At 66.8% G+C, this 22996-nt stretch carries 20 protein-coding genes; 14 read left to right on the top strand and 6 right to left on the bottom strand.

Annotated elements, in window-relative coordinates; translation table 11 throughout:
- The first annotated feature begins 360 nt into the window (after positions 1 to 360).
- Genes ACKY0W_RS16875 through ACKY0W_RS16855 form a run of 5 tightly spaced genes read left to right on the top strand, consistent with a single transcriptional unit; the run spans position 361 to position 5233 of the window.
- Positions 361 to 3213 (top strand): ATP-binding protein, encoded by a 2853-nt coding sequence (locus tag ACKY0W_RS16875; protein ID WP_409435010.1) that lies wholly within the window; start codon positions 361 to 363, stop codon positions 3211 to 3213.
- Positions 3210 to 3653 carry a roadblock/LC7 domain-containing protein gene (locus ACKY0W_RS16870; RefSeq protein ID WP_409435009.1) on the top strand — a complete coding sequence of 148 codons (444 nt, stop codon included), beginning with the start codon at positions 3210 to 3212 and terminating at the stop codon, positions 3651 to 3653. The genes ACKY0W_RS16875 and ACKY0W_RS16870 overlap by 4 nt, the downstream gene beginning before the upstream one ends.
- 17 nt (positions 3654 to 3670) lie before the next feature.
- Positions 3671 to 4078, top strand: a complete 408-nt coding sequence (locus tag ACKY0W_RS16865; protein ID WP_409437825.1) for a DUF742 domain-containing protein — start codon at positions 3671 to 3673, stop codon at positions 4076 to 4078.
- Between the two features lie 55 nt (positions 4079 to 4133).
- Positions 4134 to 4667, top strand: a complete 534-nt coding sequence (locus tag ACKY0W_RS16860) for an ATP/GTP-binding protein (RefSeq protein ID WP_046283462.1) — start codon at positions 4134 to 4136, stop codon at positions 4665 to 4667.
- A complete protein-coding gene (locus ACKY0W_RS16855) occupies positions 4664 to 5233 on the top strand; it encodes a pentapeptide repeat-containing protein (protein WP_409435008.1) in 570 nt (189 codons plus the stop codon). Before ACKY0W_RS16860 ends, ACKY0W_RS16855 begins: the two co-directional genes overlap by 4 nt.
- Positions 5234 to 5239: 6 nt before the next feature.
- Here ACKY0W_RS16855 and ACKY0W_RS16850 read toward each other — a convergent pair whose 3' ends face one another.
- Positions 5240 to 7942, bottom strand: coding sequence for an ATP-binding cassette domain-containing protein (locus ACKY0W_RS16850; RefSeq protein WP_409435007.1), 2703 nt, complete (start codon positions 7940 to 7942; stop codon positions 5240 to 5242).
- A gap of 11 nt (positions 7943 to 7953) precedes the next feature.
- Entirely contained in the window at positions 7954 to 9138 is a 1185-nt protein-coding gene (locus tag ACKY0W_RS16845; RefSeq protein WP_409435006.1) for an NADH:flavin oxidoreductase, read from the bottom strand.
- Between the two features lie 112 nt (positions 9139 to 9250).
- Between ACKY0W_RS16845 and ACKY0W_RS16840 the strand changes: the two genes are divergently transcribed.
- The 7 genes from ACKY0W_RS16840 to ACKY0W_RS16810 all read left to right on the top strand — a co-directional run bounded on the left by ACKY0W_RS16840 (position 9251) and on the right by ACKY0W_RS16810 (position 15485).
- On the top strand, positions 9251 to 10099 hold the full coding sequence (locus ACKY0W_RS16840; RefSeq protein WP_409435005.1) for a bifunctional methylenetetrahydrofolate dehydrogenase/methenyltetrahydrofolate cyclohydrolase: 849 nt from the start codon (positions 9251 to 9253) through the stop codon (positions 10097 to 10099).
- Positions 10096 to 10386 carry a DUF3017 domain-containing protein gene (locus ACKY0W_RS16835; RefSeq protein WP_409435004.1) on the top strand — a complete coding sequence of 97 codons (291 nt, stop codon included), beginning with the start codon at positions 10096 to 10098 and terminating at the stop codon, positions 10384 to 10386. The genes ACKY0W_RS16840 and ACKY0W_RS16835 overlap by 4 nt, the downstream gene beginning before the upstream one ends.
- A 220-nt stretch (positions 10387 to 10606) precedes the next feature.
- Positions 10607 to 11497 carry a cyclopropane mycolic acid synthase family methyltransferase gene (locus ACKY0W_RS16830; protein WP_409435003.1) on the top strand — a complete coding sequence of 297 codons (891 nt, stop codon included), beginning with the start codon at positions 10607 to 10609 and terminating at the stop codon, positions 11495 to 11497.
- Between the two features lie 29 nt (positions 11498 to 11526).
- Positions 11527 to 12387 (top strand): cyclopropane mycolic acid synthase family methyltransferase, encoded by an 861-nt coding sequence (locus ACKY0W_RS16825; protein WP_409435002.1) that lies wholly within the window; start codon positions 11527 to 11529, stop codon positions 12385 to 12387.
- A 23-nt stretch (positions 12388 to 12410) separates the two neighbouring features.
- Positions 12411 to 13673, top strand: coding sequence for a 3-oxoacyl-ACP synthase KasB (gene kasB, locus ACKY0W_RS16820; protein ID WP_409435001.1), 1263 nt, complete (start codon positions 12411 to 12413; stop codon positions 13671 to 13673).
- A gap of 40 nt (positions 13674 to 13713) precedes the next feature.
- Positions 13714 to 14577: a cyclopropane mycolic acid synthase family methyltransferase gene (locus tag ACKY0W_RS16815; RefSeq protein WP_409435000.1), complete on the top strand. Its 864-nt coding sequence runs from the start codon at positions 13714 to 13716 to the stop codon at positions 14575 to 14577.
- Between the two features lie 8 nt (positions 14578 to 14585).
- Positions 14586 to 15485, top strand: a complete 900-nt coding sequence (locus tag ACKY0W_RS16810) for a cyclopropane mycolic acid synthase family methyltransferase (RefSeq protein ID WP_409434999.1) — start codon at positions 14586 to 14588, stop codon at positions 15483 to 15485.
- Here the strand turns inward: ACKY0W_RS16810 and ACKY0W_RS16805 are convergent.
- Positions 15482 to 15919, bottom strand: a complete 438-nt coding sequence (locus tag ACKY0W_RS16805) for a DUF732 domain-containing protein (protein WP_409434998.1) — start codon at positions 15917 to 15919, stop codon at positions 15482 to 15484. The two genes, ACKY0W_RS16810 and ACKY0W_RS16805, sit on opposite strands and share 4 nt — an antisense overlap.
- Before the next feature lie 261 nt (positions 15920 to 16180).
- On the opposite strand from ACKY0W_RS16805, the gene ACKY0W_RS16800 reads away from it, so the two are divergent.
- Both ACKY0W_RS16800 and ACKY0W_RS16795 read left to right on the top strand, forming a co-directional pair.
- Complete coding sequence (locus tag ACKY0W_RS16800; protein WP_409434997.1) at positions 16181 to 18349, top strand: cellulase family glycosylhydrolase; 2169 nt, start codon at positions 16181 to 16183, stop codon at positions 18347 to 18349.
- Positions 18350 to 18587: 238 nt separating this feature from the next.
- Positions 18588 to 20090 carry a PE-PPE domain-containing protein gene (locus tag ACKY0W_RS16795; RefSeq protein WP_409434996.1) on the top strand — a complete coding sequence of 501 codons (1503 nt, stop codon included), beginning with the start codon at positions 18588 to 18590 and terminating at the stop codon, positions 20088 to 20090.
- A gap of 35 nt (positions 20091 to 20125) precedes the next feature.
- Here ACKY0W_RS16795 and ACKY0W_RS16790 read toward each other — a convergent pair whose 3' ends face one another.
- The 3 genes from ACKY0W_RS16790 to ACKY0W_RS16780 all read right to left on the bottom strand — a co-directional run bounded on the left by ACKY0W_RS16790 (position 20126) and on the right by ACKY0W_RS16780 (position 22992).
- Positions 20126 to 20989 (bottom strand): cyclopropane mycolic acid synthase family methyltransferase, encoded by an 864-nt coding sequence (locus ACKY0W_RS16790; RefSeq protein ID WP_409434995.1) that lies wholly within the window; start codon positions 20987 to 20989, stop codon positions 20126 to 20128.
- Between the two features lie 114 nt (positions 20990 to 21103).
- Complete coding sequence (locus ACKY0W_RS16785; RefSeq protein WP_409434994.1) at positions 21104 to 21856, bottom strand: class I SAM-dependent methyltransferase; 753 nt, start codon at positions 21854 to 21856, stop codon at positions 21104 to 21106.
- Positions 21853 to 22992: a homoserine O-acetyltransferase gene (locus ACKY0W_RS16780; RefSeq protein WP_409434993.1), complete on the bottom strand. Its 1140-nt coding sequence runs from the start codon at positions 22990 to 22992 to the stop codon at positions 21853 to 21855. Before ACKY0W_RS16780 ends, ACKY0W_RS16785 begins: the two co-directional genes overlap by 4 nt.
- Positions 22993 to 22996: the final 4 nt, after the last annotated feature.

Below are 22996 nucleotides of genomic sequence, written 5' to 3'. Positions count from 1 at the left end.
CGCGACCGCCGGCGCCCCCTGCACGTTCTCGGTGACCTCTGCGAAGTACTCCGGGCGTTGTCCCGCAGGACAACGCCCGGATTGGGGGGTCGGTCATGGCTCGTCGGTCTGTTTGCTCGACCGGAGTTCGCCAAGACACGCGAAGGTCTCGGAAAGTGTTCTGTTCAGTAAAAATTCTGGTCATGCCTGCAGCCGACTGTCATACTCGTCGAATTGCTATGCCGTGAAACGCACCGCAACCCGCTGTGTGGGTGCGATGTCCCCGGAGAGTCCGATGAATGAGGCGCAGACGGTGAATTTCAGCCGAGCGGTCGGCGAATCGGCCGCTGACCGGTGACGCTCTTTGACCACCCAGAAGGGGTGGACCAGGTCCTGGACGAATCGGCCGAGGACGGCCACCAGCCGGAGACTGCGGCGGTAAAACGTCCATCGCGATGGTCGGTACGCAACTGGCCGGTGCGGTGGAAGGTGCTGGCGATCGCGTTGCTGCCGCTGGCGCTGGCCGGGCTCTTCGGTGGGCTGCGGATCTCCAATGCGCTCACCGAGGCCAACCGGCTGCGCCTGGTCGCCGACCGCGCCGAGATGATCCCGGCGGTCACCAATTACATGTCGGCGCTGGGCGACGCGTTGGTGGCCGCATCCTCCGACGGCGATGCCGAGGGTGCCCGAAAGAACTTCGAAAACCGCAAGTACGAGCTCCAGTCCCGGCTGTCGCACACCGATGTGGCGACCGATGTCCGCTCCGGGGTGGAGACGCTGATCGAGCGTGGCCAGGGGCTGTTGAGCTTGGTCTCGACCACCGGTGTGGGCTTGCGCGACGAGGTGACCGGCTACGCGCCGATCCTGCTGACCGCCGAGGACGCCATCAATGGGTCGGTGCGGGTGGACAGCGAGCGGATCCGGGCTCAGACCGAGGGCCTGAGCCGTGCGGTCGGCGCACGGGGCCAGATGATGATGCAGGAACTGCTGGTCAATCGGGGTGGCGAGCTTCCCGATCCCGAGTTGCGCAGCTCGATGATGACGCTGGCCGGTACCGAGCCGTCGACCCTGTTCGGGATGTCCGAGGTGCTCGGTGTGGACTCCCCGGACGCCAAATCGTTGCAACAGCAGCTGGTGACCCGGATGTCGATCATGTCCGACCCCGAACAGGTGCTGCCCAACAATCCGGTGCTGCGCGACTCGATCCGTACCACCGACCAGATCGCCGCCCGGCTGATCAGTGAGAACACCGGTGCGGTCACTGCGGCGGTGGAAGACCGGGCCGCGGACCGGCGCGCCGCCGCCCTGCGCGACATCGTGCTGGTGCTGGCCGCGATCACCGCCACGCTGCTGGCGGTGTGGTTGGTGGCGCGCTCGCTGGTGCGCCCACTGCGCACCCTGCGCGACAGCGCGTTGCAGGTCGCCCACACCGACCTGGAACAGGAGATCGCCCGGCTGCGTGCCGGCGTGCCCGGTTCAGACCGCGACCCCGACCCGCTGCCCGTCTACACCACCGAGGAGGTGGGGCAGGTCGCCCACGCCGTCGACGAGCTACACGCCCAAGCGCTGCTGCTCGCCGGTGACGAGGCACGGTTGCGTCGCCTGGTCAACGAGATGTTCGAGACGATGTCGCGGCGCAACCGATCGCTGGTGGACCAGCAGCTGGCCCTCATCGACCGGTTGGAGCGCAACGAGGACGACCCCGACCGGCTGGAGAGCCTGTTCCGGCTGGACCACCTGGCCGCCCGGATGCGGCGCAACGGCGCGAACCTGCTGGTGCTGGCCGGTGCCCGGGTTCCGCACGAGCGGGGCCGGCCGGTTCCGCTGGCGACCCTGATCAGCGCGGCCGCTTCGGAGGTGGAGGGCTACGACCGGGTGCAGACCGTGCTGGTGCCCGACACCACCGTGATCGGCGGCGCCGCGGCGGATTGCGTGCACCTGCTCGCGGAACTGATCGACAATGCGCTGCGCTATTCGGCGCCGACGGAGCCGGTGCGGGTGGTCGCCGGTTTCGAGAACGACGGCGGGGTAGTGGTCGAGGTCGTCGACGTCGGATTGGGGATGACCGACGCCGACCTGCGAATGGCCAATATGCGGCTGGCGGCCGGCGGTGAGTTCAGTCCGGAGAACGCCCGCCACATGGGCCTTTTCGTGATCTCGCGGCTGGCGGCCCGGCACGAGATCGAGGTTCGGCTCTTCCCGGCGTCGCAGGGATCTCGCGGTATCACCGCCGAGGTGTACTTGCCGCCGCATCTGCTGACCGTCAGGCCCGCCGTGGAGTCCGAGCGATCGCCGATGCTCGCGCCGCCCGTCCAGCCGTATTTCGCCCCGGCCGAGCCGGCGCAGCCCGAACCGGCGCCGTACGAAGCCGAACCGTACGAAGCCGAACCGTACGACTACCAGCCCGAACCCGAGCCCTACCAGTCCTATGAGTCCGCCGAGGACGTCGATACGGCCGAGCCCGGTCCCGTCGTATCGCTGCTGCCGCGGCGCACTCCGGGGTCCAGCGGCATCACCGGTGTGCCCTCAGAAGAGCCGGCACAACCCGAACCGCCAGCACAACCGGCGGCGGCCGAACGCGGACGCCGCGAGCTGCCGCAACCGTGGTGGGAAGCCGAGGAGCAGGGCGGGGGACAGGGAGTCCCGGGCCCGCAGCCGGCGCCCGAACCGATGGCCGAAACATTTGCTCCGGCTGACACGTCAGGGTATTTCGCGGCGCGCTCCCGAGTCGGCGCTACAACTTCCGAGACCACCGAGCCCGAGACCGACTCGATCTACCAGCGGATGCTCTCGGAATCGGTGGGCAATGACCCCAACGAGGCCAGCCTGCGCGCCGACCTGGACTGGCAATCGGTGTGGGACCGGGGTTGGTCGGTAGCCGCCGAAGCGGAGAACGTGCCGGTGGTCGACCACACCGAACACGGCCTGCCGGTCCGTGAACCCGGCGCTCGACTGGTGCCCGGCTCGGCCGTGGAGGAGGAACCGCCGGCGGTGCAGGACAACCCCCATGCCACGGCGGACGATCCGGCTTCCCCGGAACAGCCGGTAACATCGAACGGCGTGCCGCCTGAGCCCGCCCACGAGCAACTGGAACGGGATCCCGCGGCGATCCGCACGTCGATCAGCAGCCACTTCGGCGGGGTGCATGCCGCACGATCGCATTCCCGGGAGAACGGCCGAGACAAAGGCTCAGAAATGGGCTTCGACACCGACCAGGGACAGAACCAGCAATGACTTTCCCAACCGATCCCACCGCAGCGCGCCGTACCGCCGAAAGCTCGTTGGACTGGCTGGTATCCAATTTCGCCCGCGAGGTGCCCGGGGTGTCGCATGCGGTGCTGGTGTCGGTCGACGGTCTGACGGTGGCGGCCAGCGAGCACCTGCCCACCGAGCGGGCCGACCAGTTGGCCGCGGTGGCGTCCGGATTGGCCAGCTTGGCAACCGGGGCGTCGCAGTTGTTCGAAGGCGGCCGGGTACTGCAGTCGGTGGTGGAGATGGAGCACGGCTACCTGCTGCTGATGCGCGTCGGGGACGGCTCGCACCTGGCGACGTTGGCGAGCACGTCCTGCGATATCGGCCAGATCGGATACGAGATGGCGGTTCTGGTGGAACGAGTCGGAGCGGTGGTCCAGTCGTCGCGCCGATCGGCGCCGTCGCGGGGCGGCCACTCGTGAGGTGCCGGTGAATGGTGATGGACATCCCCGAGAGCTGGGCGCGCCCGCAGCCGCCAGAGGCCCTGCACACCCTGGAACCTGAGGCCAATCTGGTCCGCCCGTACACGCTGACCGCCGGGCGGACCCACACCGACGTGCCATTGCCGCTGGAGGCCCCAGTACAGACCCTGCGAGTAGCCCAGCCCAATCAATGGCCGGTCAGCGATCCGCGCGGCCGGATCGTCGAACTGTGCCAGGGCGCGCCGTCGGTCGCCGAGATCTCTGCCCGGCTGAACCTGCCGCTGGGCGTCGCGCGGGTGCTGGTGGGTGATCTGGTCACCTCGGGATACCTTCGAGTACGTGCCACACTGACCGAGGCATCCACCCGGGACGAACGCCGAGACCTGATAGGAAGGACCCTTCGTGGCCTACGAGCGCTCGGATAGGCCCTCGGACAGGTCCTGGGACAGGCCAGCTCCGCGAGACTCGGCGTCGACGAAGATCGTCATCGCCGGCGGATTCGGGGTCGGCAAGACCACGTTCGTCGGTACGGTCTCGGAGATCATGCCGTTGCGCACCGAGGCGCTGGTCACTGATGCTTCGGCCGGTGTCGACGGTCTGGAGGCCACCCCCGACAAGCGGACCACCACGGTGGCGATGGACTTCGGTCGCATCACGCTGGCCGAGGACTTGGTGCTGTATCTGTTCGGTACGCCGGGCCAGCGTCGGTTCTGGTTCATGTGGGACGACCTGGTGCGCGGTGCGATCGGTGCGATCATCCTGGTCGACTGCCGCCGGTTGCAGGACAGCTTCGCCGCGGTGGATTTCTTCGAGCATCGCAATCTGCCGTTCCTGATCGCGGTCAACGAGTTCGACGGCGCGCCGCGTTATCCGGTCGCCGCGGTCCGCAAGGCCCTGGCGCTGGCCGAACACATCCCGGTGATCGCCGTCGACGCGCGCGATCCCCGGTCGGCCCGCGATGCGCTCATCGCGATCAGCGAATACGCGCTGTCCACCCTGGCGCCGCAGGCTTGAGCGATACACACGAGTGGACCGGGCGTGAGTTCACCGGCCACGATTTTCGTGACGCGGACCTGTCGCGGTTGCGCACCGAGCGGGTGGTGTTCGACGAGTGCGACTTCACCGGTGCCGACCTCGGTGAGTCGGTGCATCGCGGATCGGCGTTCCGCAATTGTCGCTTCGAGCGGGCTTCGCTGTGGCATTCCGAGTTCGTCCAGTGCAGCATGCTCGGCTCGCAATTCGTGCAGTGCCGGATGCGGCCGCTGGTGTTCGACGAAGTGGACTTCACCCTGGCCGGGCTCGGCGGTGCTGACCTGCGGGCGGTGGACCTGAGCGGTTGTCGGCTGCGAGAGGCCAACCTGGTGGAGGCAGACCTGCGCAAGGCGGTGCTGCGGGGCGCCGACCTGACCGGCGCCCGGACCGTCGGCACCCGGCTGGACGAGGCGGACCTGCGGGGCGCTCGGGTCGATCCCACGCTGTGGACCACGGCCTCGCTGACCGGCACCCGGATCGACATCGCCCAGGCTCTGACCTATGCCGCCGCCCACGGGCTGCGCCTGGACGGCGGAGAGGACTCGTGAATCCGGCTAGCGCTTGAGCCGGATCTTCCACCACACCAGCACGGTGTAGAACACCGACAGCAGCCCCAGCATCCCCATGTCGAGCAGCCAGATGCCCTTGGTGTGGTCCCACAGGTGGTCTTTGGGGATCTGCGGCACGTTCACCAGCTTGTTGAAGTCGATCGCCGATGCGCCCGCGGCATATCCCCACCGGCCCGGTGTCACCCAGGCGGCCTCCGCCAGCCCGGCGCGCCCGGTCACCGGGATCATGCCGCCGGCCAGCACCAGCTGCGACATGATCGAGACCACCAGCATCGGCATGATCTGCTCGTTGGACTGCGCGAACGCCGACAGGGCCAACCCCAGGACCGCCGAGGCCACACAGGTACCGGCCACGGCCAGGAACAGGTCGAAATTGGCGCTGCCGAACATCACGGCGCCCTGCGTCGGCCCGCCCTTGCCCAGGATCACGATGGTGGTGGCGACCGCCCCCTGCACCGTGGCGAATGCGCAGAACACCGTGACCTTGGCCAGCAGATACGCCACGGTCGACAGGCCCACGGCCTGTTCTCGTTTGAAGATCGGGCGTTCGCCGATCAGATCTCGAATGGTCAGCGCGGTGCCCATGAAGACCGCGCCGATGATGAGCAGCACCATGATGTACTGCGGCTCGGTCGGCGCATCAGGCCCGGGCATCCCGAGCCCACCGTTGCCCTTCACCGTCAGCGACAGTGCGCCCACGATGAAGGGAAGCACGGCCAAGAAGACCGAATAGCCGCGGTCGGAGATGATCAGCCGGACCTGCCGGCGCGCGATCGTCGACAGCTGCTTGCGCAGGCTTTCCGGGGGCGGGCTGCCCAAGTCGGCCGGGGGCGTCGAGGGGACCGCAGCGGCCGGGCCCTTGGGTCCGCCGTCGCGCTCCAGGAATCGCCGGTTGGCTTCGTCCGGGTCGGCCCCGACGTTGGCGAAGATGTCGGCGTAGTTGTCGGCCCCCATCGCCGGAAAGACCTCTTTGGGCGGGCCGGAGAACGCAGTCTTGCCGCCCGGGGCGATCAGCAGAATCTGGTCGCACACGTCGAGGTAGGACACCGAGTGGGTGACCACCATGACCACGCGGCCGGCGTCGGCCAGACCGCGCAGCATCAGCATCACCTGACGGTCCAGGGCAGGGTCCAGCCCCGAGGTCGGCTCGTCGAGCAACAGCAGCGACGGTCCGGTCAGCAGCTCCAGGGCCACCGAGGCGCGCTTGCGCTGGCCGCCGGAGAGCTTGTCCACTCGGGTGTCGGCATGCTTGGTCAGCTCGAGTTCCTCGAGCACCTGCGCCACGGCCTTGTCCCGGTCGGCTTTGCTGCTGTCCGGCGGCAGGCGCAGCTCGGCGGCGTAGCCCAGGGCCTGGTTGACGGTGAGCTGCCGGTGCACCACATCGTCCTGCGGCACCATCCCGATCCGGCTGCGCAACGAGGCGTACTCGGTGTGGATGTTGTGGCCCTCGAAGGTGACCGAGCCGGCGGTGGGCTTGGTGTAGCCGGCGATCAATCGTGACAGCGTCGTCTTGCCGGCACCGGAGCCGCCGATGATCGCGGTCAGGGTGCCCGGGCGGGCCGTCAGCGTGATGTCATTGAGCAGCCGCTTGCCGCCCTCGACGTCGAAGCAGACATCGCGGACTTCCAGGCCACCGGTGCGGCTGGCGGCTTCGGTGCGGCGCAATAGGGTGCCGCCGGTGAATTCCAGGTCGACGTTGCCGATCGTGACCAGGTCGCCTTCGGACAGTATCGCCGAACCGATCCGAACGCCGTTGACGAACGTGCCGTTGATGCTTCGGCTGTCGCGGATCTCGGTGCCCAGCGGCGTAGCGATCAGCATGGCGTGGTGGCGCGAGGCCAGCACGTCGGAGATCACCACGTCGTTGTCGGTGGCACGGCCGATGGTCAGCGCCCCGACCGGTGCGTCCGGCGCGGAGCTGGAGGCCGGCCGCAGGATGTCGATCATGCGGGTGGCGATGTTGCCGACCTCGGGCGGCGTCGCCGACACCGGTGCCATCCGGGTGGAGGGCTGGTGCGGGGGGAACACCTCGGCGGGGGCCACCGGCGGCGCGGGCGGTTGGTAGCCGGGGCGCAATGCCGCATCGGAGGCCGGGCTGGGAGGACCGGACTGATATGCCGGCGGCCGGTGCGGGGCGGGCGGCGGTGGATACGGGGCCGGGCCGGATTGCGGCCGGTAGGGCTGTTGCACGCCGGGGTGCCCGGCCGACCGCAGGTCCGGGTGGTGCCCGAGATCGGGAGCAGCCGCATACGGCGCGGGTTCGGGCGGTGACGGCCAGCCCGACGGCTGTGGCGGCCGGGCCGGACGTGCTATTCCTGGCTGGCCGGGCTGCGGCACCTGAATCGAGACGGTCTGTGGCGGCCGGCCGGCCTGGCCCTGGTGTCGGCCCACCTCGAAGGAGACCCGCGGGCCGTCCGGGTTGCCGAGGTTGACGGCCTGGCCGTCGCGGATATCGACGACGGGAACCCGCTGGCCGTTGACGTAAATGCCGTTCAGGGAGCCGTTGTCGATCCCCAACCACCGACCCTGCTCGAAGCGCAGCAGTAGGTGAGCGCGGGATACCAAGGGATGTGGGATGCGGACGTCAGCCCGCAGGTCGCGCCCGATGACCACGTCGTGGCCTGCGGAGAACGTGCCTTGCGACCCGTCGTGGCGGACGGTCAGCACCGGCGGGGCTGGGTGACTCATTGACGTCAACTCTAGCGAGTTGCGTCCGGGGCGCCCGTAACGACGCAGTGCGTGCGCCGGTAGATGGTCGGCATGCACTGGTTGCAGTGGTTGCACTCCGACAGCGTCGTGGACTCGTCGGCGATCCGGTTGACCAGGTCCGGTTCGGCCAGCAGCGCCCGGGCCATTGCGACGAACTCGAACCCCTCGGCCATCGCCTGATCCATCGTCGCGCGGTTGGTGATGCCGCCCAGCAGGATCAGCGGCAGCGACAGCTCGGCGCGGAACAGCCGGGCGTCATCCAATAGGTAGGCGTCGGTGTAGGGGTATTCGCGCAGGAATCTGTTGCCGGTCATCCGCATGCCCCAGCTCAACGGCGGAGGGAAGACGCTCGCGAATTCTTTCACCGGGGCGTGTCCGCGGAACAGGTACATCGGGTTCACCAGCGAGCTGCCCGCGGTCAGCTCCAACGCGTCCAGGCCGCCGTCGTCCTGCAGCCATTTTGCGGTGGTCAGCGACTCGTCCAGACTGATGCCGCCGCGCACCCCGTCCGACATGCTCAGTTTGGCGGTGATCGCGATCTGTCCGCCCACCGCGCGATGAACGGCCGCCACGATGCCGCGGGCCACCTTGGCCCGGTTGGCCAGCGATCCGCCGAACTCATCGGAGCGGCGGTTGATCAGCGGGCTCAGAAAGGAACTCGCCAGGTAGTTGTGGCCGAGATGGATCTCGACGGCATCGAACCCGGCGTCCACGGCGTAGCGGGCGGCGTCGGCGTGCTGGGCGATGACCTGGTCGATGTCGTCGCGGGTGGCCTTCTTGGCGAAGCGCATGCCGATCGGGTTGAAGAACCGCACCGGGGCCAGGGCGCGGGCCTTGTTGGAGCGTGCGTCGGCGACCGGGCCGGCGTGGCCGATCTGAGCACTGACCAACGCTCCCTCGGCGTGTACCGCGTCCGTGAGTCGGCGCAGGCCGGCGACCGCCTCCGGGCGCATCCACAGCCCGTCGTTGGAGGTGCGACCGCCCTGCGAGACCGCGCAGTAGGCCACGGTGGTCATGCCCACCCCGCCGGCGGCCGGCAGCCGGTGATACTCGATGAGATCGTCTGAGGCCAGTGCACCCGGCGTCCGGTTCTCGAACGTCGCAGCCTTGATGATCCGGTTGCGCAATGTGAGCGGGCCGAGTTTGGCGGGACTGAAGACGTCGGGAACTCCCATAGCGGGAGCCTACAAGTGGCGCGCGGGGAATAGTCGCTCTGTCGCATTGGAAGAGCCGTGCCGTCGCCTCCAACAGGCCGGAACTCGGCGGCGACATGCCACAATGTCCGGCGTGGGTGCGATTACGTTGGACGGCAAGGCCACGCGCGACGAGATCTTCGTCGACCTTCAGGCACGGGTGGCGGCTCTGTCCGCCGCCGGGCGTACGCCCGGTCTGGGCACCATCCTGGTCGGCGACGACCCCGGCTCGCACGCCTACGTGCGCGGCAAGCACGCCGACTGCGCCAAAGTCGGCATCACCTCGATCCGCCGTGACCTGCCCGCGGACTGCAGTCCGGCCCAGCTCAACGACACGATCGACGAGCTGAACGCCAACGACGAGTGCACCGGCTACATCGTGCAGCTGCCGTTGCCCAAACACTTGGACGAGAACGCCGCGCTTGAGCGCGTCGACCCGGCCAAGGATGCGGACGGGCTGCATCCGACCAATCTGGGCCGGCTGGTGCTGGGCACCCCGGCCGCGCTGCCGTGCACCCCGCGCGGCATCGTGCACCTGCTGCGTCGCTACGAGGTGCCGATAGCCGGCGCCCATGTCGTGGTGATCGGACGTGGGGTGACGGTCGGGCGCCCGCTGGGACTGCTGCTGACCCGCCGGTCGGAGAACGCCACCGTCACGCTCTGCCACACCGGGACCCGCAATCTGGCGGAGCTGACCCGCCAGGCCGACATCATCGTCGCCGCGGTTGGGGTGCCGCACATGCTCACCGCCGACATGGTGCGTCCGGGTGCGGCCATCGTCGACGTCGGCGTTTCGCGTACCGACGCCGGACTGGTCGGCGACGTCCACCCCGACGTGTGGGAGGTGGCCGGCCACGTGTCGCCCAACCCCGGTGGGGTGGGTCCGCTGACCCGGGCTTTCCTGCTGACCAACGTCGTGGAAAGAGTCGAGAGCACGCTGTGACCGTCGCCGATGTCCGCCGGGTGATCGCCGCACAGTGGCCGATCCTGCTGGTCGGGCTGATCTTCACGGCGGCGTTCGTGCTGGCCGGAGCGAACTTCTGGCGGCGCGGCGCCCTGCTGATCGGGATCGGGACCGGGGTGGCCGCCGGGCTACGCCTGGTGTTGTCCGAGGACCGGGCTGGGCTGCTGGTGCTGCGGGACCGCGGGCTGGACTTCGCGACCATGACGACAGCGGCGACGGTGATGCTCTACGTGGCCGCGACGATCGACCCGCTCGGGACCAGCTAGCTCGTTTTTGACCGGCCCGACAATTGTTCGGCCGGGTGCGATGACGCGTATTCGCCCATCCCTCAATCGGATCGGGTGCGTGTTTGACGGCCCTGCTGTGGGGGAACCCGTGTGCGGTCGGCCGGTAGCGGCCGGCTGTGTCGGGGAGGGGGCCGTTGCCCGAATTCAGTTCATCGCACAAACAGTCCTTGTGAAGTCGCCTGGTGCAGCGGAGGAACAGATGAGCGACGTCGAATTGATTCCGGATGTCGATCACATTCGGTCGCACTACGACCGGTCCAACGAATTCTTCCGGCTATGGCTGGATCCGACGATGACCTACAGCTGTGCATATTTCGAGCGCGACGACATGACGCTGGAACAGGCTCAGATGGCCAAAGTGGACTTGGCGCTGGGCAAGTTGGGCCTGCGGCCCGGGATGACGCTGCTCGATATCGGTTCTGGCTGGGGCTCCACCATGCGGCGGGCCATCGAGAAGTACGACGTCAACGTCATCGGGCTGACGCTGAGCGAAAACCAAGTGGCTCATTGCGAAGAGAAGTTCGCCGAGATGGACAGCCCGCGGTCGAAACAAGTGCGGTTGCAGGGCTGGGAGCAGTTCGACGAACCGGTAGACCGCATCGTGTCTCTGGGCGCCTTCGAGCATTTTGCCGACGGGGTAGGCACCTACGAGCGCTACGACGACTTCTTCAAGATGTGTTACCAGGTGCTGCCCGATGACGGTGTGATGCTGCTGCATTCCATCGTGGTGCCCTCCGAAGAGGAAGCCGAGCGGATGGGGTTGAAGCGGACGATGAGCCTGCTGCGCTTCATCAGCTTCATCCGTAAAGAGATCTATCCTGGCGGCCGGTTACCGCTGATCTCGATCGTCGACGAGCACGCGACCCGCTGCGGCTTCTCGATCACCCGCCACCAATTGATCGGGTCGAACTATGTACGCACCCTGGACACCTGGGCCAAGGCGCTCGAAGCGCACAAAGACCGGGCGGTTGAGCTCAAGGGCGAGCAGACCTACGAGACGTTCTTGAAGTACCTGACCGGTTGCCGGGAGCTGTTCCGTGACGGTTACACCGACGTCTGCCAATTCACGATGGAAAAGCCAGTGGCATAAGTGAACTCGAAGGGAGCGGGGTGGCGCGGATGACCGATCTCAAGCCGTACTACGAAGAGTCTCAAGCAGCATATGACATCTCCGATGACTTCTTCGCGTTGTTCCTCGATCCGACGATGGCCTACACCTGTGCGTACTTCGAGCGCGACGACATGACCTTGGAGGAAGCGCAGAACGCCAAGTACGACTTGGCATTACGCAAACTCAATCTCGAGCCGGGCATGACGGTGCTGGACGTCGGCTGCGGGTGGGGGGCGGGTCTGGTCCGGGCGGTGACAAGGTTCGACGTGAACGTCATCGGTATCACGCTCAGCCGCAATCATTGCTCACGCAGTGCGGCCATGCTGGCGGCGATCGACACCGAGCGTCATGCGGAGGCTCGCTTGCAGGGCTGGGAGGAGTTTGACGAGAAGGTCGATCGGATCTTCACCATCGAGGCGTTCGACGCGTTCAAGAAGGCCCGCTATGCGGCGTTCTTTGAACGTGCTTACGAGATCCTGCCCGATGACGGCCGAATGTTGTTCCACAGCATCTTCACCTACCCCCAGACCTATTGGCGCGAGCACGGCATCAAGGTGACGATGAGTGACTTGCGCTTTGTCCGATTCCTTGGCAAGGAGATCTTTCCCGGCGGGGAGATGGCAGGCCGAGACGACATCTACGAGTACTCCCAAGGCGCCGGATTTCGTATCCAGGACGCGCTTTTGATGCCGGAGCACTACATCCGGACCTTGGATATGTGGGCGGCCAATCTGCGGAACAACCGCGAACGTGCCATCGCCACTCAGTCCGAGGACGTGTATGAGCGCTACCTGCGTTATCTGACCGGCTGTGCCGATCTCTTCCGCAGAGGAATCAGCAACGTCGGGCAGTTCATCCTGACCAAGTAGCGGTCCGGAAGGGAGGCGCTGGCATGGCTCGACGGACTCGGCTGTCCACCGGGAACGGCCTCCCCGAGGTCGTCGTCACCGGTGTCGCGATGACGACTGCGCTGGCGACGGACGCCGAGGACACCTGGAAGAAGCTGCTGGACGGACAGAGTGGCATCCGTAAGCTCGACGACCCCTTCGTCGAGCGGTTCGACCTCCCGGTACGGATCGGCGGGCATCTGCTCGAGGACTTCGACCACGAGCTGAACCGCAAGGAACTACATCGGCTGTCGTATTTGCAGAAGATGTCGGTCATCCTGGGCCGTCGGGTCTGGGCGAATGCCGGTTCGCCGGAGGTGGATCCCCGGCGATTGCTGGTGTCGATCGGCACCGGGCTCGGCTCACCGGAGGAACTGGTCTGGGGATACCAAGGCATGGTGGAACGCGGCATGAAGTCGGTTTCGCCGCTGGGAGTACAGAAATACATGCCCAACGCGGCGGCCGCTGCCGTCGGGCTGGAACGCGGCGCCAAAGCCGGCGTCTTCACCCCGATTTCGGCATGCGCTTCCGGCGCCGAAGGTATCGCGCAGGCCTGGCGCAATATCGTCTACGACGAAGCCGACATCGCGATCTGCGGCGGAGTCGAGACCAAGATCGAAGCGGTGCCCATCGCCGGATTCGCCGCGATGCGTATCGTGTTGTCCACCCACAACGACGACCCGGCCGGTGCCTGCCAGCCATTCGACGCCGACCGTAGCGGGTTCGTCTTCGGCGAGGCCGGCGCCTTGATGGTCATCGAGACTCTAGAGCACGCAAAAGCGCGTGGCGCAACCATTCTCGGCCGATTGATGGGGGCTGGAATCACCTCGGACGGCCACCACATCGTGGCGCCCGATCCGCAGGGCGAGCGCGCGGGCTACGCGATGACCCGGGCGATGGATCTTGCGGGTCTGGCTCCGACCGATATCGACCACATCAATGCACACGCCACCGGCACCCGGATCGGCGATCTGGCCGAAGCCCAGGCGATCAACAACGCCATGGCCGGGCATCGCGCCGCGGTGTATGCACCGAAATCCGCTCTCGGCCATTCGGTCGGGGCGGTCGGCGCGGTGGAGGCGATTCTGACAGTGCTGGCGCTGCGGGACGGCGTGGTCCCGCCCACGTTGAATCTGCACCGCCTCGATCCGGACATCGATCTGGATGTCGTGGCCGGTGACGTACGGGTGGGGGACTACCGGTACGCGATAAGCAATTCTTTCGGATTCGGTGGCCACAACGTGGCCCTCGCGTTCGGAAAATACTAGAGGGGGGGCGCTTTCGGCGCTGAGCCGAGAGCACATTGTCATGCCGAAAAATCTGACACCACATTTCAAAGACGTGCAGGCACACTACGACCTGTCCGACGAGTTCTTCCAGCTCTTTCTCGACCCGACCCAGACTTACAGCTGTGCCTACTTTGAGCGTGACGACATGACGCTCGAGCAAGCCCAGATCGCCAAGATAGACCTTGCGCTGGGCAAATTGGGCCTGCGACCGGGTATGACGCTGCTTGACGTCGGCTGCGGTTGGGGCGCCACCATGCGGCGTGCCGTCGAAGTCTATGACGTCAACGTCATAGGCCTGACGTTGAGCAGGAACCAGGCCGTGTACGCGGAGGCGATGTTCGCCGGCATGGACAGCACTCGTACCAAGCGAGTGTTGTTGGAGGGCTGGGAGAACTTCGGCGAACCGGTCGATCGGATTGTGTCCATTGGCGCCTTCGAGCATTTCGGCCATGAGCGCTACGCGGACTTCTTCGCCATGGCCCACGACGTCCTACCGGCCGACGGAGTGATGCTGCTGCACACCATCTCGGGGTTGACCCTGCCTCAGATGGCCGACCGCGGGATGCCGCTGACGTTCGCGATGGCCCGGTTCATCAAGTTCATCGCCACCGAGATCTTCCCCGGCGGCCGGCTGCCCACCATCGAGATGGTCGAAGAGCACTCAGCCCGAGCGGGTTTCACCCTGGCCCGAAGGCATTCGCTGCAGCCGCACTACGCCAGGACTCTGGACTGCTGGGCGGCAGCGCTGGAGGGTAACCGGGAAAAGGCCATCGAGATCCAGGGCCAAGAGGTCTATGACCGCTATATGCACTATCTGACCGGTTGTGCCAACGGCTTTCGCACCGGGTATATCGACGTCAACCAGTACACCTTGCTGAAGTAGGTCTGCCGATGACTGACACTCCAGCCGCCAGATCCCTGCGGCCGCATTTCGCCGACGTCCAAGCCCACTACGACCTCTCCGATGACTTCTTCGCGCTGTTCCAGGACCCGACCCGCACCTACAGTTGCGCCTATTTCGAACCACCGGAGCTGTCGCTGGCGCAGGCACAGATCGCCAAGATCGACCTCAACCTCGACAAGCTCGACCTGCAGCCCGGCATGACGCTGCTCGATGTCGGCTGCGGCTGGGGCTCGACGATGAAGCGTGCGCTGGAGAAGTACGACGTCAACGTCATCGGCCTCACCCTGTCGAAGAATCAGCATGCGTATGCGCAGCGGCTACTGGACACCATTGAGACCGATCGCGAGCGCCTGATACTGCTGCACGGGTGGGAAGAGTTCGACCAGCCGGTCGATCGGATAGTTTCCATTGAGGCGTTCGAACACTTCGGCCATGAACGCTATGACGACTTCTTCGCACGGTGTTTCGACATCCTGCCCGCTGACGGGCGAATGACGATTCAGAGCAGCGTGAGCTATCACCCCTACGATCTGAATGCGCGCGGCAAGAAGCTGACGTTCGAGACCGCGCGGTTCATCAAGTTCATCCTCACCGAGATCTTTCCCGGCGGGCGACTGCCCACCACCGACATGATGGTGTCGCACGGGGAGAAAGCCGGTTTCACTGTCCCCGAAGCGCTTTCGCTGCGGCCGCACTACATCAAGACCCTCCAGATCTGGGCCGATGCGTTGGAAGCCAAGAAGGACAGGGCCATCGAGATTCAGTCCGACGAGGTTTACCAGCGCTACCTGAAGTACCTGCGTGGGTGCGAGTACTACTTCATCGACGAGGTCCTCGACGTCAGCCTGGTCAGCTACCTCAAGCCGGTCGCTGCGACGGCCGGCTAGAACCCGGGGATGGCCCCAATGGCCGGGACTGAGCCGGATAAGCCGGGGATACCGACCGACATCCCCGGGATCTGCGGCAGATCCGGCACCTGACCGCTGGCCAGCTGAGACAGCATCTGCGGGCAATAGATCTGTACAGCGATCTCGGTGAACAGCTGCGCCATCTGCGGCGACATGGTGGGCCCGCCACCCAGCCCGGCGACCGGGGCCGCCACGGACGCGGCGGTGCCGGCGGGCTCGGACAGCATCGGGCACACCGACTGGCCGAGTGCCGCCGTCGCGGCCGGGTCGGCGACCGGGATGCCCGCGCCGGCCAGATCGGACAGGAACGAGGTGTCGACAGGGCTCGCCTGCGCCGGTGCCGCGAATCCGGTGACGGCCATCAGGCCTAGGAGCCCCACTCCGGTGCCGGCCTTGATCATGAAGCCTTGCATGCATCCCCCTCGTCGTGTCCGGAGCCGAGCGGTTACCCGGGACGTGTCCGAACGTTCTGGTTGAAATCCTGCATCAAAGCGGTAACACCGGCGAGTCGGCCGGGTCACGGTTTGCCTACGGCGCTGTCTCGCCCTGGCCTATGCCGCGTTTTCGGCACTTTGAGCCGAAACCGACACTCCGACCGCTAGGTTGTTGGAATCATTCATCAAGCACACATGCAACGCTCAGTTTTTATGGGGACGAAGAGAGGCCCACGGCAGATGGCTCGACGTCGCAGCGGCAAGGTCAATGGTCGGGTGGTCGGGCTGGGCGCCGTGGTCGGCTCGGCCTTGGTGTTCGGCGTGGCAGTGCCGGCCCCTGCGAGCGCCGAGATGTTCGACGACATGCTCGAGCAGGCGCTGGCCCCGTTCGTGGACGCGGCAACGCACACCGTGGACTGGTCCGCGCTGTCGAGCCCGGCGGCCTGGGACGCGTTCTTCGATCCGGCGCACTGGAATGATGTCCTGACCGGGATCGCCGGAGCGCCGAGCGTGGGCGCAGCCGATGCGACGGCGTGGCTGCAGCAGCTCATCTACACGCCGCTGCACACCGGGATCGAAAGCTGGATCCATGCCGCCGGACCCACTCCAATCCTGGACGGGCTCAACGAGTTCAGCAGGGCGCTGGGTTGGGGCGCGATGATCGCCGACGGCACGGCAGGAACCGAGGCGCATCACGACGGCGGTGGCGCGGGCTGGCTGTTCGGCGATGGCGGTGCCGGCTGGGACAACACCGCCGGCGGTGGCGGCGGGGCCGGGGGAGCGGCCGGCATGTTCGGCAACGGCGGTGCCGGCGGCGCCGGGGGCGAGGGTGGTTTCGGCGGAAATGGCGGAGACGGCGGTGCCGGCGGCTGGTTGATGGGCGTCGGCGGTGCCGGTGGCGACGCCGGCAACGGGGTCTATGGCGGTGCTGGAAGCTTGCCCGCGCTGGGCGGTGCCGGTGGAGCGGCCGGCATGTTCGGCCTCCACGGCGCGGTCGGGCACTTCGGCACCCTGGCCGGCGCCCCGGACACCGGCCCCTACACCGGCCTGTCCACCGCCGGCGCCTGGATCACCGACAGCGACGGCAAGGTGGTGATCCTGCACGGGGTCAACCAGGTCTACAAGATCGCGCCGTACACCCCGGGTGCCGACGGGTTCGGCGACGATGATGCGGCGTTCCTGGCCGCCAATGGCTTCAACGCCGTTCGGGTAGGAGTGCTCTGGGCCGGAGTGGAGCCGCAGCCGGGCGTGTTCGACGCCGACTACCTCGCCGCGATCAAACAGACCGTGCAAACCCTGGCCGACCACGGCATCTACAGCGTTCTCGACTTCCATCAGGATTTCTACAGCGCGGGCTTCGGCGGTGACGGCGCGCCGGACTGGGCGGTGCTGACCGGTGGGCTGCCCAACCCCGACGTGGGCCAGATCGGCACCTACCTGTTCAACCCCGCGCAGCTGCACGCCTGGGATGCGTTCTGGTCCAACGCCAAAGCCGAAGATGGGATCGGTCTGGCCAATCACTACGCGCGGTCGTGGCAATACGTCGCCGACTACTTCAAGGACGACGCCGGCGTGGCCGGCTACGGCATCATCAACGAGCCGTGGCCGGGCTCGCCGTGGCTGTCGAGCGTGCTGGGAAGCCCGCAGTTCGACGCCCAGACCCTGACGCCGTTCTACAACCAGATGGCCGCGGCGATTCGCTCGGTCGACCCGAACACTCCGGTGCTGTTCGAACCGACTTTCCTGTTCAACACGGCGGTACCGACGTCGTTGGGCGCCGTGGATGATCCGCACGGGATCTTCGCGTTCCACAACTACTGTCTGGCGAATTCGGTGTTCGAGATCGACTTCGGCTGTGGGCTCAACTTCGACATCCTGTTGAACAACGCCGCGACATATGCCGACTCACACAACATTCCGGCGCTGATGACCGAGTTCGGTGCCACCGCCAACGTCAGTGTCATCGCCAATACCCTGCAGCACACCAATCCCTTCCGGTACGGCTGGCTGGAGTGGGCCTATACCGGCGGTGATGTCGCCAGCAGCTCTCCGGAGGGCCAGGCGCTGGTCTTCGACACGAATCTGCCGCCGGTCGGCGACAACGTGGACGCCGCCAAGCTGGCAGCGCTGGCCGAGCCGTACCCGCAGACGATCGCCGGGGTGCCGAACGCCTGGTCGTTCGCGGGTGGGATCTTCCACTTCAGTTACTCCACCGCGATGGCTGACGGCTCGGGCAGCTTCGCCGCCGACGCGCAGACCCGAATCGTGGTGCCGGCTCTGCAGTACCCGAACGGCTATCAGGTGGACGTCATCGGCGGGCACGTGGTGTCGGGACCGGGGTCCTCGGTGTTGGTGATCGCCGCCGACCACGGCGCCACCACCGTCGACGTTCAGGTGAAACCGGCGTAAGGCCGGTGGGCGCCCGGAATTCGGGGCCCGCTGGTCGAACCTTGGCGTTTCCTCTCAGGATGCGGACGGCTACCAACATGAGTCGGATTATGGACATTGGCCCGGAGAAAATGCCTGTTCGGCGGAAGTTTCCACAGTAGAAAGTTTGAATTATTCAGAATTGCTTCAGGTTTTCATCATGTCGGCGTTAAGGTGCTGCGAGCAATTAGCAGTCCCGCGTTCGCTGCCGGAGGTCGCCATGAAGGTCAGCCCCACATTCCACTCCCTGGGCGTTGCGGCAGTGGCCGTGACCAGCGCCGCGGCGGTGGTTGCCTCGCCGGTCATGACGCCGGCCTTGGCGTCCTCGATCGCTGGGGCGCGCACGGTAGTCGCCGACGTGGCGCTGCTCGACAGCGTCGCGCTGGTCATGGGCGGCAGCGGCACCCCGATCCCCGGGACGTGGGACTTTCACTGGGCTGATCAATACCTCTCGCACCTCGGGTACGACGGCTACACCATGCAGGGCGTCTTCACCCCCGAAGGCCTGTACCCGGGCACCGGCGTCAAGAGCCTGCCGCTGGACACCTCGGTCGACCAGGGTGTGCGGATGCTCGACTCGACCATCCGCGATCACATCGCGGCCGGCGACAACCTGGTGGTCTACGGCGTATCGCAGAGCGCTGTCCTCTCCTCGATCGAGATGAACCAGCTGCTCGCCTCCGGAAATGCCCCCGACCCCGACCAGCTGTCTTTCGTCTTGATCGCCAATGAGATGTTCCCCAACGGCGGCCTGCTGTCCCGCTTCGCCATCCCGGACGTTCCGCTGTACATCCCGTCGATGGGAATCGACTTCTACGGGGCCACGCCCGACACCCCGTACGCGACCGATATCTACATCGCCGAATACGACGGCTTCGCCGACTTCCCGCGCTATCCGCTGAACTTCCTGTCGGTGCTCAACGCCGTACTGGGAATCGCGCTGGTGCACGGCCCCGGCTACAGCCGGCCGGACTCCATCGACAGCGCACAGCTGCTGCTGGGCTCCACCAACTACGACGGACCCTTGACACTGCCCGACGGCGCCTCGGCCGCCCTCAACACCGACTACTACATGATCCCGACGGAGATCCTGCCGCTGCTGCAGCCGCTGCTGGGAATCCCGGTGTTGGGCGAGCCGCTCTATGACCTGCTGGAGCCCGTCACCCGGATCCTGGTCGACCTGGGCTACGGCAACGTCGACACCTACGTCGACGGGGAGCTGACTCATGGTGGCTGGGACATGGGTCCGGCGAATGTGCTCACCAACTACGGGGTATTCCCGGATATCGACGTCATGACGCTGCTGAGCTCCCTGTGGCAGGGAGCGCAACACGGATTCGACGACTTCATCTACGACCTCGGGCACCTGTCGCTGGGAGGCCCGGCGGATGCGCTCGGTTCGGGAATGGACTTCGCGCTGCCCAGCCTTCTCGACGTCGTCAACACGTTCTCCAGCGCGGCCTCCACGCTGTATTCGGTGCTGCTGCCGACCGCGGACATCATCAACGCCTTGCTGACCACCATGCCGGCTTATGACATCAGCATGTTCTTCAACGCGTTCGGCAACGGCGACGACCTGCTGACCACACTGACGAACGCCATCGGAATGCCGATCGCGGCCGACGCTGGGCTGATCCCCACAGCCATCGGGTTCGGCCTCTTGAGTGTGATGAGCGCGTTCCAGTCGATCGCCGACGACTTCACCGACCTGTTCAGTGCGTAGTGGGAATCGCCGTCGCGGAAGGGCTTTGGCTAAGGCTATTTGGCCAGCGTGAACTGGTTGATGTCGAAGCGGCCCTCCCGGAATTCCTCCGCGCAGCCGGTCAGGTAACGCATATAGCGCTCGTAGACCTCTGCGGACTGGAGCGCGATGGCCTCACATTCGTGCGCTTCCAACGCCTGCGCCCAGTGGTCGAGGGTCATTGCGTAGTGCTGCTGCAGTGACTGGATGCGGTTCACCGTGAATCCGGCCTTGACGGCGTGCTCTTTGACCAGCGCCACCGACGGCAGCTGGCCGCCGGGGAAGATCTCGGTCATGAGGAAGATCTGAAAGGCGGCCAGTTCGGCCGTCAGCTGCATGCCGTATTCGACTATCTGTTGCGGGGACAAGCCACAAATGGTGTGCAGCATCATCACCCCGTCGCTGGGCAGCGCCCGGTAGGCCATCTCGAAGAAGTCGTCGTAGCGGTCGTAGCCGAAGTGCTCGAACGCCCCGATAGACACGATCCGGTCAACCGGCTCGTCGAACTCCTCCCACCCGGCCAACAGCACCCGTCTGCTGCGCGGGGAGTCCATCGCGGCGAACATCGATTGCACGTGGACGGCCTGGTGCTTGCTCAACGTCAGACCGACCACGTTGACGTCGTACTGTTCGATCGCCCGCTGCATGGTGGCGCCCCAGCCGCAGCCCACGTCGAGCAGCGTCATGCCGGGGCGCAGGCCGAGCTTGCCGAGCGACAGGTCGATCTTGGCGAGTTGGGCTTCCTCGAGCGTCATGTCGTAGTGCCGGAAGTAGGCGCAGCTATAGGTCTGGGTCGGATCCAGGAAGAGCCGAAAGAAGTCATCGGACAGGTCGTAATGGGCTTGGACGTCAGCAAAATGTGGAGTCAGGCGGTGAGTCATGCGGGTTGGCCCTTCGGGCAGCCGGGGCCTTGATGGACGCCAACCGTAGGGCCCCCGGTTCCGGCCGACCGAAGCCGCATACCCGATGTCGGCCGGCATAAACACCTGCCGGTGTTAGGAATCCGAGAGCGTGGCGCGGGCGCACACCGTGATGTAGGGCAGCGCCAGCCCGGTGGACCCGACCAACGCCGGATGGGTGGCCAGTAGGTTGCGGACCTGGTCCAGGGTCTTGGTGCGCACCGCGTCCGGTGAGGTGATGCAGTAGCTGCGGGACGCGACCAGATCGATCAGGGCCTGCGGCGTCAGGTAGTTGGTCCACTCCACCTGATGGCTTTCGATGTCACCGAAGGGCGCGGGCAGGCTCACCCCGGCGTCGACCACGTCGCGGGCATCTTCGCGACCGATGATACTGCCGAGTTCCTTGACCCAGCCCAGCCGCTCATCGCGGGTGTTCCACACCAGCCCCAGCCGGCCGCCGGGGCGCAGCACCCGCACCAGCTCGGGGATGGCCCGGGCAGGGTCGAACCAATGCCAGGCCTGGGCCACCAGCACCGCGTCGACGCTGTTGTCGGGCAGCGGGATCTGCTCGGCCGACCCGAGCAGTGCCGGGGTTCCGGGCAGGGCGGTCGCCAGCACCTCGAGCATCTCGGCGATCGGGTCCACCGCCACCACGTCCAGGCCGCGTTCCACCAGGCGTGCGGTCAGTTTGCCGGTGCCGGCGCCCAGGTCCAGGACGTCGCGGGCGCCCGGTGGCAGCAGCCAGTCGATGGCCTCCGGGGGGTAGGACGGGCGGCCCCGCTCGTAGGCGGCGGCTTGCGATCCGAACGACAGCGAGCGGTCGCGGCGGCCCTGCTCGGACGGGCTCACCGCCGGCGGTCCCGGGCCGAACTTGCCAAGTCCAGGGTCTGGCGGATCAGCTCGCCGACCCGTGCGGTGTCCAGCAGGAAGCCGTCGTGCCCGCAGTCGGAGTCGAGCACCTGCAGTCCCTCGCAGCCGGGCAGCAGCTCGGCCAGCTCGGCCTGCAACCGCAGCGGGTACAGCCGGTCCGAGGTGATCCCGGCGACCACCGCGGGAACCGGGCAGCCGCGCAACGCCGCGGCCACCCCGCCGCGTCCGGCGCCCACGTCGTAGCTGGACAGCGAGTCGCTCAGGGTCACGTAGCTGCCCGCGTCGAACCGCGACACCAGCTTGTCGCCCTGATGTTCCAGGTAGCTCTGCACCGCGTAGCGCCCGCCGTCGGCCGGGTCTTCCCCGTCCTGGGCTGCATTGGCGAATCGCAGGTCCAGCTCGGCCTCGCCGCGGTAGGTCAGGTGCGCGATGCGCCGGGCGATCGCCAGTCCGGCTTCGGGACTGCGGCCGGTGCCGTGGTAGTCGCCGCCCTGCCAGTTCGGGTCGGCCTTGATGGCCGCGATCTGGGTGCTCTGGGTGCCGATCTGGTCGGCGGTGGCCCGAGCGCCGACGGCCAGCAGCAGGCCCGCGCCCACCCGGTCCGGGTGGCCGACCATCCACTCCAGCCCACGGGCGCCACCCATCGAACCGCCCAGCACGGCGGCCACCTCGGTGATCCCCAGCGCAGCCAGCGCGGCGATGTCGGCCTGCACCTGATCGCGAATCGTGATCGCGGGAAACTTTGAGCCCCAAGGCTTCCCGTCGCGAGCCAGCGATCCCGGGCCGGTCGACCCGCGGCAGCCGCCCAGCACATTGGTGGCCACCGCGCACCAGCGGTCGGTGTCGATCGGAGCGCCGGGGCCGATCACCCCGTCCCACCAGCCCGGGGTGGGATGGCCCGGCCCGGCGGGCCCGGTGACGTGGGAATCCCCGGTCAGTGCATGCAGCACCATGACGACGTTGTCGCGCTCGGGCGACAGCTCGCCCCAGCGCTGCACGGCGATGTGGACGTCATCGAGCACCGCGCCGCTCTGCAGCGTCAGCGACCCGATGGCGACCACGCCGGTCTCTCCCTCGGCGGGCAGTAGCTGCCTGGACACGTCGGAGATTGTCACCGGG

It is taken from the genome of Mycobacterium sp. SMC-14, from assembly GCF_046250075.1.
Lineage (GTDB): Bacteria > Actinomycetota > Actinomycetes > Mycobacteriales > Mycobacteriaceae > Mycobacterium.
This window is presented reverse-complemented; position numbering and strand designations above follow the sequence as displayed.